We start from the raw sequence: 14,088 nt of genomic DNA on the forward strand, positions 1-14,088 counted from the left end.
CGAGTTCCTCAAACGCCGCCGTGAAACGACTGTCGGCCTGAGCGGGCTTTCACCCCATGGGGCGGTTTATGGGTAGTGCTCATGTCCCGGTGCAAGCCATCTCCCCACTGAATGCGCGCAGGGAGAGGGGACCGTCTTGCCTGATCGTCTGCCCAGAGTTCTGACCCTCGTCGCCTTCCTGGTGGGCGTGGGGGTGATCACCGGCGCCGCCATGGTGCCGACGGCGCCGTTCGACACCATGGCGACGTCCATCAGAATCGCCAAGAGCGTCGACCGGACGTCGGCGCACCCCGGTGACACGGTCAACTACACCGTGACGGTGACCAACACCGGCACGACCGCCATCAGCGGCGCGGCGATCTCCGACGACCTGTCGAACGTGGTGGACGACGCGACGTTCAACTCCGCCACCTCCGACCGGGGCACGACCTCGTTCTCGTCCCCCACCCTCCAGTGGCAGGGCGACCTGGCCTCCGGCGCCAAGGCGACGATCAGCTACTCGGTGCGGGTGGCCAACCCGCCGACGGGCGACCACAGCCTGACCAACACGGTCACCTCCACGACCGCGGGCAACAACTGCCCCTCGGGCAGCACGGACACGGCCTGCACGACCAGCACGCCGGTCTCATAGGCAGGTACAGCCCGGCACGGGCGTGAGCGTCGGCGGGCCGCCGGTGTGAGGAACGGGTACGGGCCTCGTTCCGGCGCCCACCGGGGCCGGACCCGACGGTAAGACCCGCGCGGGCCGCCGCCACCGCCACCATGCGCGCAGGGATCTCCAGGCCGCCGCGCCCTTCACCGCAGCCCCTGCTGCAGCCGGAGGAGATCCCTGGCCACCAGGCCGAGGCTCCTGGCGTACGTGATCGCCGAGGCGTAGCCGTTCCCCGGCCCGAGCCCGAGACGGTGGCGGGCCTCGGCGGCGGTGGCGAGGACCTCCACACGGACGGAATCGTCCACCGGCCTGCCCTGCACGGCGCCCTCGACGACGGGCACGGCGGCACCGATGTAGGCGCGAAGCCGTTCGGTCAGCTCGGCCACGCGACTGGGGGCGGGGAGCCAGCGGTCCATGGCGATGGCGTCGCGGATCACTGCGTCCACCACGTCCGGCCCGGCTCCTGCCGCCGCGGTCGGCGGGGGGACGTAGGTGAGGCCTCCGCCGGTGTGACCGGTGTAGGGGCATAGGGGCATGACGGCTCCTTCGGGGGCGACGCGAGAGGGGCTCCGCGCTCATCGCTGCGGCTGCTGAACCACGGTCCCGCGGCGACTCTTTCGGTCGCAAGCTCAATCAACCCTGTAAGAAAAAGTGGCATATGACAGACCTCGGGCAGAGCTTGCCCGATGGGGTACAGGCAGTGGGAAACTCCCAACAGGGCTGCTGCGAGGGGTAACTGCGCATCACTGCGAGGCAGCACGTCCGCACCGACGGGGAACAAGGACGCGCCAAGGAAGTACCTTCAGGAGGCTCACGAGTGGCAGCACGACGCGGTCCGACGTTCCGTCGGAGGGAGTTGGGCAAGGAGCTCCGGCGCCTGCGAGAAAGGAAGGGATACAGCACCAAGGAAGCCGCCGCAGCCATCGAGAGCTCGGAGGCGAAGCTCAACAGAGTCGAAACCGGTCACAACCAGCTGCCGCGCGTTCGCGACCTGGAAGACCTGCTTGATTTCTACGGCGTCACCGACCCCGACGACCGCGACCACCTGCTGATGCTTCACCGTGAGTCGCTCAGTAGCGACTGGTACAGGCCGTATCAGAACTTCCTGCCGTCAGGAGCCGTGCTGTATGCGGGGCTGGAAACCGACGCCGCCACGATCCGAGCATGGCATTCACAGGTCGTCTTCGCGCTCCTGCAGACTGAGAGCTACGCCCGGTCCATTTTCATGACGTCAAAGTCCGTCGACGAAAGGACAACCGAGTTCGTTGAGGAGAACGTAGCACTCCGCATGAAGCGCAAGGAGATCCTGCTCCGGGAAGATCCACCCGAGTTGCGGGTCATCCTCGACGAAGCGGCGCTACGCCGCGCCATCGGCAGTCCGGAGATCATGCGTGAGCAGTACAAGGAGATCGAGCGGGTAGCCGCGCTCGACCACGTGACGGTCCAGATCATGCCGCAGAACCTCGTAACGTACCGGTCTGGGGCGAACTTCGTTCTCTTGAACTTCGACGCCAAACTCGACTCGGTGGTCATGCTGGAAAGCGCGCTGGGCACGACCTTGTCTGACAAGACACGCGAAGTCGGGGCCTACACCAGGCGGTTCGACGCCATGCGTGAAGGCGCCCTGGCGCCGGTGAAGACCCCCGAATTCCTCCACCGACTGGCGAGAGAGATCGATGTCGACTAGTACCCGTATAACCGCTCTCGAAGCGGCCGATGAATCATCCTGGTTCAAGTCCTCCTACAGCGGCGATAACCACGGCATCAGTTGCGTTTCGGTCGCGGCACTGGCCAACAACGTCGCCGTGCGTGACTCCAAACAACACAATGGCCCCGCCTTCATATCCCCGGCCGCAGCCTGGACCGCGTTCATCCACGAGGTGCGGTCCGGGCGCTGGCCGGCGTAGAGCGCAGTCGATCCGGACCGCAGCGCTCACCGACGCCCCGCCGGAGGCGTACGCGCGGCGAGGTACTGCTCGAACGTGACCTTGCCGACCGCCCGGTCCGGGGCGAGGATGCCGCCCGCGCGCAGGGTCCGGGCGATCTTGCCCGGGAGCCGGAGCGGTACGACGCGTCGGCGCAGGCCCGCCGCACGGAGTGTGGCGGCCGCCAAGTCGCGGGCGTCCCGGACTTCGGGACCCGCCATGTCGGGCACGCGGCCTGCGGGGGCGCCCTGGACGAGCTCCGCCAAGCGGTCGGCGACCTCGGCGACTTCGACGGGCTGAACCCGCACGCCGCTCAGCGTCAGCACCACCGGCAGCCGGCGCTGCACGGTGGTCATCGTCGCCACCAGGTCGTGGAATTGGGTAGTCCGCAGGATGGTCCAAGGCAGCCCCGATTCCCGGACGATCCGCTCCGCCTCCCGCTTCGACCGGTAGTACGGGAGCGGCACCTTGTCGATGCCGACGATCGAGATGTAGACGAGGTGCGGGCTCCCGGCCCGCCGCGCCGCTTCGACCAGCCGCCGGGCCGCCGCCACGTCGTTGCGGGCGTTGGTCGCGCAGTGCACCACTGCCCGTACGTCCGCCAGGGCGGCGTCGAGGCCCGTGCCCTTGGCGAGGTCGCAGACCGCCCATTCGTACGGCCGCTCGTCGCCCTCCCGCCGCGGCCGGCGGCTCATCACCCGTACGGGCAAGCCGTCGGCGAGAAGCCGCGCGACGACGACACGGCCGAGGGTGCCGGTGCCGCCGGTCACCAGGATCGGCTTGTTCATTGCTGGAGTACCTCCCGTGCCCGATTGTGCTGTCAGGGATAGGACACGGCAGGGATCCCAGATGTGACACGCCACCGCAAGGTACGTCCCAACTCGCGTCAGAACAGGCTGGCAGCAGGGGGAGGGGTGGGGGGCGGGGGTTCGGTGGGTCGGCTGTGCGGCCGGTGGGAGGTGGGCCGCCGTACTCGCGCCGTCACGAATGCGGGCGCGTGAGGAGACCTTGCGCATAGACGGTGGCTGAGGGGGAGCTGGCTGCTGCCGCGGTGTGGTTGAGGCCGGTGGGGGCGCTTCGCTCAGCTCGCGAGCGTTGTGGTTGCGCGTCCGGCTGCGGGTTGGTGGGGGTGGCGGCCGTTTGTGGACGGAAATCAACCGTCCCGGGTCGTAGGGCGGCGGATAAGTGGTCCGAGACGGCGGCCGAGCACCTCAACAGCAACACCAGAGCCCTCTCGCCTCACGACTCCCTGCTCCTGGCCCGTAGCGGCAGCGGATCGGTGGCCCGGGACGGCGGCTAGCTACCTCAGCAGGCTCCCGGCCGGGGCCGTAGGGCGGCAGATAAGTGGCCTGAGAGTGGCGGCCGATGCCTCAGCAGCCCCACCAGGGAGCCCGGGTCACAGAAACCCCCACTCAGGGACAGCCGCCCGCCCGGCCACAATGGTGGCGCGCTGAGCGAAGCGCCCACGACGGGCTGCACCACATCGCGGCAGCTGCCAGCTCCCCCTCAGCCACAACCGGACAGACCGGTCTCCTCACGCGCGTGCATCCGTGACGGCGCGAGTACGGCGCCCAACCACCCACCGGCCGCACAACCAAACCACCAAACCCCCGCCCCCCACCCCTCCCCCCGCTGCCAGCCTGCCCTGACCCCAACCCCCACCCAGCGGCAGCCGCCCGCCCAGCCACAACGGCGGCCCGCCGAGCGAAGCGCCCACGACGGCAGGAACCACACCGCGGCAGCAGCCAGCTCCCCACGCCGCAACCCGGTTACTTCCTCAGCGCGCTCACGTCGATCCGCTCCAGCCGCTCCGGGTCCGTCAGGATGTCCAGTGCCGTGACCCTGTCGCCCTGGATCGTGAAGGCCATGACCGACATCAGCCGGCCGTCCGCCGCTACGGCGACCACGCCGGGTGTGCCGTTGATCAGTGCCGGGAGCGCCGCCTCGGCGAAGCGGGCGAACATGATCGCCTGGGAGGCGACCGCGGCCGCGCCCCGGCGCAGCGCGCTCGGGCGCAGCGTGCCGCCGTCCGAGCGGGCCACGATGTCCGGGTCGAGGACGGCGACGAGGGCGTCGAAGTCGCCGCCGCGCGCCGCGGCGAGGAAGGCGTCGACGACGCGGCGCCGGGCGGCCAGGTCGGTGTCGGGCGCCGGGGCCTGTCCCTGGACGCGGCGGCGGGCGCGGCTGGCGAGCTGCCGGGTGGCGGCGGGGGTGCGGTCGATGACGTCGGCGATGTCGTCGAAGGGCACGTGGAACATGTCGTGCAGGACGAAGGCGAGCCGTTCCGCGGGGGCGAGGGTCTGCAGGACGACCATGAGGGCGATGCCGACCGAGTCGGCCAGGAGAATCTCCTGTTCCGGGTCGATGCGGTCCGCCCCGCTGATGACCGGGTCGGGAAGGCGGACGACCTGCCCGTCCTGGTCGTGGAGCGGCTCCTCGTGCCGCGTGGCGCGCGAGCGCAGCATGTCCAGGCACACCCGGCCGGTGACGGTGGTCAGCCAGCCGCCGAGGTTTTTGACCTCGCTGATGTCGGAGCGGCTCAGCTTGAACCAGGTCTCCTGTACGGCGTCCTCGGCCTCGGCGAGCGAGCCGAGCATCCGGTAGGCCACTGCCTTCAGGTGCGGCCGGTGCTCTTCGAACCGCTCCGCAAGAAGATCTTTTTCGCTCACTTGTCACATCCCCCTGTTCCGATCCGTCAGTGAAGTGAGTGAAGTGACGGTCGACAACCGGCCGGGGAGGACGCCCCGACCACCATGACACAACAGAGGATTTGATCACGACTGCTCGGATGAAGAACCCCGCGAAGGTCCTGCCCGACACCATGACGGGCATCCAGCACCTCTTCAAGTTCAAGGCCATGCACCAGGGCGGTCGCGGCCTGGCACGAGGCCCCGTTCTTCACCGACGCCGAGCGCGCCGCGCCGGCCCTGGCCGAGGTCTCCACGCGGCTGGCCGACCACACCGGGACGACCTGGTAAGTCGGTAAGTCCGCCGCCCCCTTACCGCACCACTTATTCCGCACCACTTACTGCACCGCCGCGGCGGCGCCACCCTCCCGCACCGCCTCGACACGTACCGCCTCGACGTCAACCGTGACGTCGACCATGTCGCCGACGACCACGCCACCCCGGTCGACCACGTCGTTCCAGCTCACCCCGAAGTCCTGGCGGTTGATCCTGGTGGTGGCCGTGAAGCCGGCCCTGCGCCTGGGGCCGGCGTCGCGACCGTCCTCCCACCAGGGGGTGTCCCACTGCCCCAGGTACGTGACGTCGAACGTCACGGGCCGGGTCACGCCCCGGATGGTGAGTTCTCCGGTGACCTCGAATTCGGTCGCGCTCGCCTGATGGACGCGCGTCCCGGTGAAGGTCCATTCCGGGTGGTTCTCGCAGTCGAAGAAGTCCGCACTGCGGAGGTGGGCGTCGCGTTGTTCCTGGCCGGTGTAGACCCCGGTCGCGTCGATCACCGCTTCCACGCGGGCGTTCTCCGGGTCGCCGGGATCGACCTCCAGCGAACCGTGCACATTCTTCAACTGCCCGCGCACGTAGGTGACCATCATGTGTCTGGCGCGGAATTCGGCGCCGGTGTGGCCGGGCTCGAAGAACCATCTGGTGCGGCTGCCCATGACACCTCCCGGGAAGACCCCCCTCGAAAGGCCCAAGCCCCCACCCCCGAGGAGTCCCCTCCACCTCTTCCGCCAGGATAGGGCGCCATGGAATTCTCCGCGCCTGCGTGCGTCCTGGGCAGCTCCGGGCTCTGCGCGCCCCACACCGACCGGGGTCACGACCCCGGTGCCTTCGTCGAGATCGGTTCCCTGACGAAGGTGCTGACCGGAACGCTGCTCATGCAACTGGCTGCGCGGGGCGTGGTCTCCGTGGACGATCCTGTGGAGCGGTGGCTGAAGACGCCTGCGGGTACGGGCATCACGTTGCGGCATCTGCAGGAGCACACATCGGGGCTGCCCCGTCTGCCTCCCGCGCTGGCGGGCGCGACCCGCTCGGACCCGTACCGCCCCTTCACCGACCAGGCGCTGCGCGAACTCCTCGCGGCTGGCCTGGGCGCCCTTGCCGGCTCCCCTCCCGGGGAAAAGGAGGAGTATTCCAACCTCGGTTACGCCGTACTCGGCGCCGCATTGTCAGCAGCGGCGGCCGGCCCGTACACCGATCTGCTGGCGGAGCACGTACTGGACCCCCTGGGCATACGCAGCGAGGTCACGCATCAGCCGCCGCCCGGCCGGAGCCTGGTTCCGGCCGGCCTCTTCGGCCGCAGGCTGCGGCCGTGGACGATGACCGGCGCGATACTCCCTGCGGGCGGCATGTGGGCGACCCCGCGCGCGGCGGCCCGCATCCTCACCGGCCTGGTGGTGGAGCGCGTGCTGGGCGCACCGGCCCCGGCGTGGCAGCGGGCCGGTGAGCTCGTCTGGCACAACGGCGCCACCCGCAACTCCTCCGTCTTCGCCGGCGCCTTCCCGGACGGCCGCTGGATCCTCGTCCACCGCCTCGGCGGCTCCGCGGACACCACGGACCGCATGGGCGTCGAGCATCTGCGGGGGGCGAGGTGCAGCAGCAGCGGCAGCGGCGGCAGCAGCTGAGCAGCGGATCACCGCCCCTCCCCCGCCACGCCCCGCTACTCCTCCACCACCAGCGCCGGCGTCGACCGCGTCAGCACCTCGCCGCGGAAGAACGCCGGGCTGCGCCGCCGCATCAGCTCCATGAGGACGGCGCCGACCAGCAGCAGCCCCACCCCGGTCACGAAGACCGAGCCGACGCCCAGGACGGAGCTCCCGCTGCCGTACGACGGGTCCCACATGTCGTACAGCGTCTTGCAGAAGACGGCGGCGAGGAGCACGCCGCCCAGGACCGGGAAGACGCCCTTGAAGAGCGCGTCGCGCACCGAGCGGCCCAGTTCCCCGCGGAAGTACCAGGCGCAGGCGAACGCCGTGATCGAGTAGTAGAAGCAGATCATCAGACCCAGCGCGTAGATCGTGTCGATGAGGACGTTCTCGCTGAGGAAGCTCATGGCGGCGTAGAAGACGCCGGTGGCGAGGCCCGCCGCGACCGTCGCGCGGCCCGGTGACCTGAAGCGCGGGTGGATGCGGGCGAAGGACGGGGGCAGGGCCTCGTAGGCGCTCATGGCCAGGACCGTGCGGGCGACGGGCAGGAACGTCGTCTGGAGGCTGGCGGCCGCCGAGGCCAGGACCGCCACGAACAGCAGCACGCCCAGCGCCGCGCCCATGACGGGGTCGGCGAGCGCGGCGAAGACGTTGCCGGCGGTGTCGGGGTTGCCGAGGCCGGTGCCCTCCTCGCCGACGCCCGCGAACATCTGGGCGGCGACGGCGGTGACCAGGTACGAGCCGACGAGAACGGCCATGGCGAGGAGCGCGGCGCGGCCGGGGGTCTTCGCGCTGCCCTCCGTCTCCTCGTTGACGGTCAGGCACGCGTCCCAGCCCCAGAACATGAAGATCGAGAGGGAGAGCCCGGCGGTGAAGGCCGCGAAGGACTGGACGGCGAAGGGGTCGAGCCAGGTCCAGGAGAAGTCGATGGAGGCGGGCAGGTCACCCGAGCGGGCCTTGACCAGGGCCATCACCGCGAAGACGGCCAGGACGGCGAGTTGCAGGGAGACCAGGGCGTACTGCACGCCCTTCGTCGCGGTCATGCCGCGGTAACTGATCGCCGTCGCCACGGCGATGAAGGCGAGGCAGGTGGCGACGTGCACGGGGCGGTTGCCGTCGAGGGCGGCCACCGCATCGCTGCCGGTGAGCTCGCCCAGCAGGAGGTAGAAGAACGACGTGGCCACGCCCGCGAGGTTCGACAGCACGATGATCGTGGCGATCACCAGGCCCCAGCCGCACATCCAGCCGACGCGCGGCCCGAACGCCTGCACCGTCCAGGTGAAGGACGTGCCGCAGTCGGGCACGGCCTTGTTCAGCTCGCGGTAGGCGAAGGCGACCAGCAGCATCGGCAGGAATCCGGCCAGGAAGACGGCGGGCATCTGCACGCCGACCTGGCCGACGGTCGGGCCGAGGGTGGAGGTCAGGCAGTAGACGGGGGCGACGGTGGAGATCCCGATGACGGCGCTGCCGAGCAGGCCTACGGAGTTGCCGCCGAGACCCTTGCCTTTGCCGGGCCCGAGGCCCTTGCCGTTGCCCTTGCCGGGCCGACCTGCGCGTCTGTCCGGGCCGTCGCCGGCGACGCTCATTACCGTGTCTCCGGCCTGTGGCCGCGGGTGTACCTGAACCATGGGCAGGACGGTAGGGGGTGCTGTTTCCGCAACCGGAGGTTTATGGTCCAGGAATCGGACCAAGAACTTTCGTCCTTTACGGGGCAGTTGACCTGGCAAACGAAGGCCCTCCATGCGTTACGGCCGGTAACACTAAGGCCGCAGGAGGCATTCCCCTCGGTACGGGAACCGCACCCCCACCCCTTTTGTCCCCATTCAAAATTTTCCCGTCCCTGCCGTCCCCACCGTCTCCGTGTCCCGCCCCGACCGCAGCACCGTCCCCGGCAGCGCACCCGTCACCACGTCGTGCCGCACCGTCTCCACCCCGTTGACCCGTACGCTCACCACGCCCACCGCCCTCGAGTCCAGCCGCGGTCCGTCGCCCGGCAGGTCGTGGACGAGCGCGGCGGGTCCGGCGTCGATGCGGCCGGGGTCGAAGAGGACCAGGTCGGCCGCGTACCCCTCGGCGATCCGGCCGCGCCCGCGCAGGCCGAACAGGCGCGCCGGCTCGTCCGTCAGCATCTGAACCGCCCGCTCGACCGGCACCAGCTTGCGGCCGCGCAGGCAGTCGCCGAGGAAGCGCGTCGTGTACGGCGCTCCGCACATCCGGTCCAGGTGCGCGCCCGCGTCCGAGCCGCCCAGGAGTACGTCCGGGTGCTCCCAGGTGTCCCGGCGCAGCTCCCAGCTGGCGGGGTCGTTGTCGGAGGGCATCGGCCACAGGACCGTGCGCAGTTCGTCGGCCGCGCAGATCTCCACCAGGCACGCGAACGGGTCGAGGCCGCGCTCGGCGGCGATGTCGCCCACGACGCGCCCGGTCAGGCCGTCGTTCTCCTTCGCGTACGTATCGCCGATCACGTACCGTCCGAAGTCGGCCAGCCTGCGGAAGACGCCCGCCTCGGGGCTGCGGGCGCGGCGCAGCATGTCGGCCTGGACGGCGGCCTCGCGCAGGGCCGTGATGCGGTGGGGGACGGGCAGGTCCAGGATCTCGCCCCAGCCGGGGATGAGGTTCAGCGCGCAGAAGGTGCCCAGGGACATGTTCATGGGCGTGAGGATCGGCATGGTGAGCGCCACGATCCGGCCGCCTGCGGCGCGGGCCCGTGCGCTCGCGCCGAGCTGACGGGGCACGCGGTCGGGGACGGCGGCGTCGATGGTGAGGACGTTCCAGTTGAGGGGGCGGCCGGCGGCGGCCGTCATCTTCGTCAGCAGGTCGATCTCGGCGTCCTCGAACCGGTCGAGGCAGCCGGAGACGATGGCCTCGATCTGGGTGCCCTCGTGCTCGCCGACCGCGGCCGACAGTGCGAGCAGCTCGGCGGGCAGTGCGTGCCGGGAGGCGACGGGCCGGCCGTCGCCGTCGGAGTGGGTGGACGACTGCGTGGTGGACAGGCCCCAGGCGCCCGCGTCCATCGCCTCGTGCAGCAGGGCGGTCATGCGCCGCAGCTGCCCGGCGTCGGGCTGCCCGCCCACGGCGCCGGGGCCCATGACGTACCGGCGCAGGGCGCAGTGCCCGGCCATGAAGCCTGCGTTGACGGCGATCCGCCCGTCCAGCGCGTCCAGGTACTCCCCGAAGGACGACCAGTCCCAGGGCGCCCCCTGCTCCAGGGCGGTCAGCGACATGCCCTCGACCTTGCTCATCATGCGCCGCGTGTAGTCGGCGTCGGCGGGCCGCGCGGGGTTCAGGGGCGCGAGGCTGAAGCCGCAGTTGCCGCCGACGACGGTGGTGACGCCGTGGCTGAGGGACGGTGTGGCGTAGGGGTCCCAGAAGAGCTGGGCGTCGTAGTGGGTGTGCGGGTCGACGAAGCCGGGGGCGAGGACCAGGCCGGTGGCGTCCTCTTCGGTACGGGCCCGCTCCCCCAGCCTGCCGCCCGCCTTCACCCGGGCCGGGGACCGTCCGATCAGGGCGATGCGCCCGTCCCGGATGCCGATGTCGGCGACGTAGGAGGGGGCTCCGGTGCCGTCGACGACGGTGGCGCGCTTGATCAGGTGGTCGAGCATGGCCGGTGTCACCTTCTCCAGGAGAATGGTCCGCCGCGGCGGCGGCGCGTGGCCGGCGAACGGCCGGAGGCCGGGGCGGCGGATCCGGGAAGACGCCGCCCCGGTGCACATGGGAGCCGGATCACGAGGAGCCGGATCACGAGGAGCCGGATCACGAGGAGCCGGTTCATGGAAGAGGTGCACGAGGAGCCGGTTCGCGGAAGAGGTGCACGAAGGAGGCGCACGAAGGAGGGGCCCGGGCGAAAGGGGCCCTCAGGCCGCCCGCCGCATCCGCGCCGTCCGGTGGACCGGATCCGTGTCGATCTTCGGGATGACGTGCTCGCCGATCAGCCGGATGGTGCGCATCGTGTCCTCGTACGGCACCCCGACCGGCAGCCCGAACGCCAGCTGGTCCGCGCCCGCCTGTTCCCACCGCTTGCACTGGCGGAACACCTCGTCCGGGTCGCCGCAGATCATCAGCTCCTCGGCGATGAGGAGTTCGATGACCTCCTCGGTGTACTCCGGCAGCAGCTCGGGCCACTGCGGGATGCCCTCGGGGCGGGGGAAGGTGTCGTGGTAGCGGAACAGCAGCGACTGCAGGTAGTGCAGTCCGCCCGCGGCCGCGATCTTCACGGCCTTCGCGTGCGTCTCGGCGCAGACGGCCGTGGACGTGACCATGACGTTGTCGTTGACGTAGGCGCCGACGGGCTCGGCGTCCGCGATCGCCGTCTTGTACGAGTCGACGACCCACTCCATGTCGGCGACCTTCTGCACGCTGAAGCCGAGGACGCCGAGGCCCTTGCGGGCGGCCATCGCGTACGACGAGGGCGACCCGGCCGCGTACCACATGGCGGGGTGCGCGGGCCCGTACGGCTTGGGCAGCACCTTGCGCGGCGGCAGCGACCAGTGCTTCCCCTGGAAGCCGGGGTACTCGTCCTCCAGCCACATCCGGGGGAATTCGGCGATCGTCTCCTCCCAGATCTCCTTCGTGCGGTTCATGTCGGTGATGCCCGGCAGGAACCCGAGGATCTCGTGGCTGCCCGCGCCGCGCCCGGTGCCGAACTCGAAGCGGCCGCGGGAGAGGTGGTCGAGCATGGCGGCCTTCTCGGCGACCTTGGCCGGGTGGTTGACCTGCGGCAGCGGATTGAAGATGCCGGAGCCGAGGTGGATGCGGTCGGTCGCGTGGGCGAGGTAGCCGAGGAAGACGTCGTTGGCGGAGAGGTGCGAGTACTCGTCGAGGAAGTGGTGCTCGGAGGCCCAGGCGTACTTGAAGCCGGACTTGTCCGCCTGGATGACGTACTCGCTCTCCTCCATCAGCGCGTGGTGCTCGGCCTGCGGGTCACCCCGCCGCCGGCCCTCCGGAACGTAGCCCTGCACGAAGATCCCGAATTCCACGGAGGTTCACCGTCCGTCCGCTCGCTCGCTCGTGGTCCGTCAGTCCGCGCGCTCGTTCACTCGAGATTTTCTGACGCTACGTCAGATAGGGACGATGGGTGAGACTCTGGCACCGGCGCACGGGAGCGTCAAGACGCCGGCAGCGGAACCCCCGCCAGCCACCCGCCGTCCACGACGAAGTGCTGCCCGGTGACGTACGAGGAGTCGTCCGCGGTCAGGTAGAGGGCCAGCCTCGCCACCTCCTCCGGGCGTCCGATCCGGCCCATGGGCACCGCCTTCCGGTAGAACGCGGCCACCGCGCCCGCCGCCCCCGCCGCGCGGCCCGGGTCGGCCGTGGGGTCGAGGACCGCCGGGTCGGTCATGGGGGTGTCGATCGCGCCCGGGCACATGGCGTTGACCCGGATCCCCCGGGCAGCCAGCTCCAGGGCGGCCACCCGGGTCATGGCGAGGACGGCCGCCTTCGAGGCCGCGTAGGAGGTGAGGAAGGGCATGCCGGCCAGCGCGGCGTACGAGGAGGTGTTGACGATGGTGCCGCCGCCCGCCGCCGCCAGTTCGGGCGTGACCGCACGCATGCCGAGGAACGCGCCGAGCTGGTTGACGCGGCAGACCTCCGCGAACTCCTGCCGGGGCGTGTCGGTCAGCTGGTTGCAGCGCAGGATGCCGGCGTTGTTGACGAGCCCGTCGAGCGCACCGAAGGTCTCCTTGGCGGTGGCCACGGCCGCGGCCCAGTCCGCCTCCTCGCCGACGTCCAGATGGACGTACGCGGCGGCATCAGGGCCCAACTCCTTCGCTACGGCGCTACCCTGCTCGTCCAGGACGTCCGTGAGGACGACTTTCGCGCCCTCCTCCACGAACAGCCGTGCTTCCTGCTCGCCTTGCCCGCGCGCCGCACCCGTGATGAGCACGACGCGGCCGTCGAGTTTGCCCATGGTGTGTTTTTACCTCCGTCGCATTCATCGGGCGGGTGTAAAAAGTCGCTGCTGTGTGCGCGTGCGGCACGTCTCGGCCTAGTCGTCCAGGAGGGGCGCCACCCCGTCCGTGAACGCCTCCATCTGGTCGAGCAGTTCACCGAGGTCGCGGCAGCGGAACCGGACCTGGATCTGGTTCACGCCCATCGCCCCGTACGCCCGCAGCGACTCTGCGAGCACGCCCGGAGGGCCGGTCAGCGTGCGGGCGCCGGTGTCCCAGGAGGGCGTGCCGACGTAGAGGACCTCGGAGATCGCCCCGACCGCGAAGGGCCCGCCGAGGCCGCCCCGCCCGGCCTCCTCGCGCAGCCGCCGCAGGGTGGCGATGCGCTGCGGCAGCTGATCGCGCCGGTCGCCCTGCGACAGCCAGCCGTCGCCCCGCAGCGCCGCCCGGCGCAGCGCCGCGGGCGAGGAGCCGCCCACCCAGATGGGCGGGCGCGGCGTACGGGCGGGCCGGGGCGCCTGCCCGAGGCCGCGGAAGACGAAGCGGCGGCCGCTGAACTGCGGGAACTCGGAAGGCCCCAGGGCCTCTTTGAGAGCGTCGACCGTCTCGTCCAGGATCGTGCCGCGCCGCCCGAAGTCCACGCCGAGCGCCTGGAACTCCTCGCGCACGTGCCCGGCGCCGACGCCGAGGACCAGCCGGCCCCCGGCGAGCCGGTCGACGGTGGCGTACTGCTTGGCGAGCGCGAGCGGGTGCCGGAGCGCGGCCACGGCGACGTGGCTGAGCAGCAGGGTGCGCTCGGTGACGGCGGCGAGGTGGGCGAGCGTGGCCACCGGGTCGTACCAGACGGTGCCCATGGCGGCGGTCAGGCGCACGGGGACGGCGACGTGGTCGCAGGTCGCGAGGTAGGCGAAGCCGAGCCGGTCGGCGGCCGCGGCGACCTCCCGCAGGTCGGCGGGGCCGGCCTCGACCTCCCACGGCTCGGCGTAGAGGGTGCTGAGGGAGGTGATGGGCAGCTGCATG

Annotated in this window: 13 protein-coding genes; 4 read left to right on the forward strand and 9 right to left on the reverse strand. The window is 70.8% G+C overall.

The window, feature by feature from the left end; translation table 11 throughout:
- Positions 1 to 136 precede the first annotated feature (136 nt).
- The gene (locus tag FGW37_RS13465) at positions 137 to 631 is read left to right on the forward strand and encodes a DUF7927 domain-containing protein (protein ID WP_179081293.1); all 495 of its coding nucleotides are present in this window, start codon (positions 137 to 139) and stop codon (positions 629 to 631) included.
- Between the two features lie 164 nt (positions 632 to 795).
- On the opposite strand, the gene FGW37_RS13470 is transcribed toward FGW37_RS13465, so the two are convergent.
- Positions 796 to 1,188, reverse strand: coding sequence for a DUF6415 family natural product biosynthesis protein (locus tag FGW37_RS13470; protein ID WP_179081294.1), 393 nt, complete (start codon positions 1,186 to 1,188; stop codon positions 796 to 798).
- 281 nt (positions 1,189 to 1,469) lie between these two features.
- On the opposite strand from FGW37_RS13470, the gene FGW37_RS13475 reads away from it, so the two are divergent.
- On the forward strand, positions 1,470 to 2,339 hold the full coding sequence (locus tag FGW37_RS13475; RefSeq protein ID WP_179081295.1) for a helix-turn-helix domain-containing protein: 870 nt from the start codon (positions 1,470 to 1,472) through the stop codon (positions 2,337 to 2,339).
- Positions 2,329 to 2,559: a DUF397 domain-containing protein gene (locus tag FGW37_RS13480; protein WP_179081296.1), complete on the forward strand. Its 231-nt coding sequence runs from the start codon at positions 2,329 to 2,331 to the stop codon at positions 2,557 to 2,559. The genes FGW37_RS13475 and FGW37_RS13480 overlap by 11 nt, the downstream gene beginning before the upstream one ends.
- Before the next feature lie 26 nt (positions 2,560 to 2,585).
- Here FGW37_RS13480 and FGW37_RS13485 read toward each other — a convergent pair whose 3' ends face one another.
- From FGW37_RS13485 to FGW37_RS13495, 3 genes are all read right to left on the reverse strand, one after another.
- A complete protein-coding gene (locus tag FGW37_RS13485) occupies positions 2,586 to 3,365 on the reverse strand; it encodes an SDR family oxidoreductase (protein WP_179081297.1) in 780 nt (259 codons plus the stop codon).
- Positions 3,366 to 4,346: 981 nt separating this feature from the next.
- Positions 4,347 to 5,246 (reverse strand): sigma-70 family RNA polymerase sigma factor, encoded by a 900-nt coding sequence (locus FGW37_RS13490; protein ID WP_179081298.1) that lies wholly within the window; start codon positions 5,244 to 5,246, stop codon positions 4,347 to 4,349.
- Between the two features lie 356 nt (positions 5,247 to 5,602).
- On the reverse strand, positions 5,603 to 6,199 hold the full coding sequence (locus FGW37_RS13495) for a YceI family protein (RefSeq protein WP_179081299.1): 597 nt from the start codon (positions 6,197 to 6,199) through the stop codon (positions 5,603 to 5,605).
- An 87-nt stretch (positions 6,200 to 6,286) separates the two neighbouring features.
- Between FGW37_RS13495 and FGW37_RS13500 the strand changes: the two genes are divergently transcribed.
- A complete protein-coding gene (locus FGW37_RS13500; RefSeq protein ID WP_179081300.1) occupies positions 6,287 to 7,165 on the forward strand; it encodes a serine hydrolase domain-containing protein in 879 nt (292 codons plus the stop codon).
- A gap of 35 nt (positions 7,166 to 7,200) precedes the next feature.
- Here the strand turns inward: FGW37_RS13500 and FGW37_RS13505 are convergent, their stop codons facing one another.
- From FGW37_RS13505 to FGW37_RS13525, 5 genes are all read right to left on the reverse strand, one after another.
- The gene (locus tag FGW37_RS13505) at positions 7,201 to 8,814 is read right to left on the reverse strand and encodes an APC family permease (RefSeq protein ID WP_179081301.1); all 1,614 of its coding nucleotides are present in this window, start codon (positions 8,812 to 8,814) and stop codon (positions 7,201 to 7,203) included.
- Positions 8,815 to 9,009: 195 nt separating this feature from the next.
- A complete protein-coding gene (locus tag FGW37_RS13510; protein WP_179081302.1) occupies positions 9,010 to 10,785 on the reverse strand; it encodes an N-acyl-D-amino-acid deacylase family protein in 1,776 nt (591 codons plus the stop codon).
- Between the two features lie 252 nt (positions 10,786 to 11,037).
- Entirely contained in the window at positions 11,038 to 12,159 is a 1,122-nt protein-coding gene (locus tag FGW37_RS13515) for an LLM class flavin-dependent oxidoreductase (protein ID WP_179081303.1), read from the reverse strand.
- Positions 12,160 to 12,287: 128 nt separating this feature from the next.
- On the reverse strand, positions 12,288 to 13,088 hold the full coding sequence (locus FGW37_RS13520; RefSeq protein WP_179081304.1) for an SDR family NAD(P)-dependent oxidoreductase: 801 nt from the start codon (positions 13,086 to 13,088) through the stop codon (positions 12,288 to 12,290).
- A gap of 78 nt (positions 13,089 to 13,166) precedes the next feature.
- Positions 13,167 to 14,087, reverse strand: a complete 921-nt coding sequence (locus FGW37_RS13525) for a TIGR03619 family F420-dependent LLM class oxidoreductase (protein ID WP_246430785.1) — start codon at positions 14,085 to 14,087, stop codon at positions 13,167 to 13,169.
- Between the last annotated feature and the right edge of the window lies 1 nt (position 14,088).

It is taken from the genome of Streptomyces rectiverticillatus, assembly GCF_013394065.1.
Lineage (GTDB): Bacteria > Actinomycetota > Actinomycetes > Streptomycetales > Streptomycetaceae > Streptomyces > Streptomyces rectiverticillatus.

What these genes read in the sequence shown, in the direction of transcription:
- FGW37_RS13470 (WP_179081294.1), bottom strand. Translation starts at nt 1,188, where the DNA reads ATGCCCCTATGCCCCTACACCGGTCACACCGGCGGAGGCCTCACCTAC.
- FGW37_RS13480 (WP_179081296.1), top strand. Translation starts at nt 2,329, where the DNA reads ATGTCGACTAGTACCCGTATAACCGCTCTCGAAGCGGCCGATGAATCA.
- FGW37_RS13495 (WP_179081299.1), bottom strand. Translation starts at nt 6,199, where the DNA reads ATGGGCAGCCGCACCAGATGGTTCTTCGAGCCCGGCCACACCGGCGCC.
- FGW37_RS13520 (WP_179081304.1), bottom strand. Translation starts at nt 13,088, where the DNA reads ATGGGCAAACTCGACGGCCGCGTCGTGCTCATCACGGGTGCGGCGCGC.
- FGW37_RS13500 (WP_179081300.1), top strand. Translation starts at nt 6,287, where the DNA reads ATGGAATTCTCCGCGCCTGCGTGCGTCCTGGGCAGCTCCGGGCTCTGC.
- FGW37_RS13510 (WP_179081302.1), bottom strand. Translation starts at nt 10,785, where the DNA reads ATGCTCGACCACCTGATCAAGCGCGCCACCGTCGTCGACGGCACCGGA.
- FGW37_RS13505 (WP_179081301.1), bottom strand. Translation starts at nt 8,814, where the DNA reads ATGGTTCAGGTACACCCGCGGCCACAGGCCGGAGACACGGTAATGAGC.
- FGW37_RS13525 (WP_246430785.1), bottom strand. Translation starts at nt 14,087, where the DNA reads ATGCAGCTGCCCATCACCTCCCTCAGCACCCTCTACGCCGAGCCGTGG.
- FGW37_RS13485 (WP_179081297.1), bottom strand. Translation starts at nt 3,365, where the DNA reads ATGAACAAGCCGATCCTGGTGACCGGCGGCACCGGCACCCTCGGCCGT.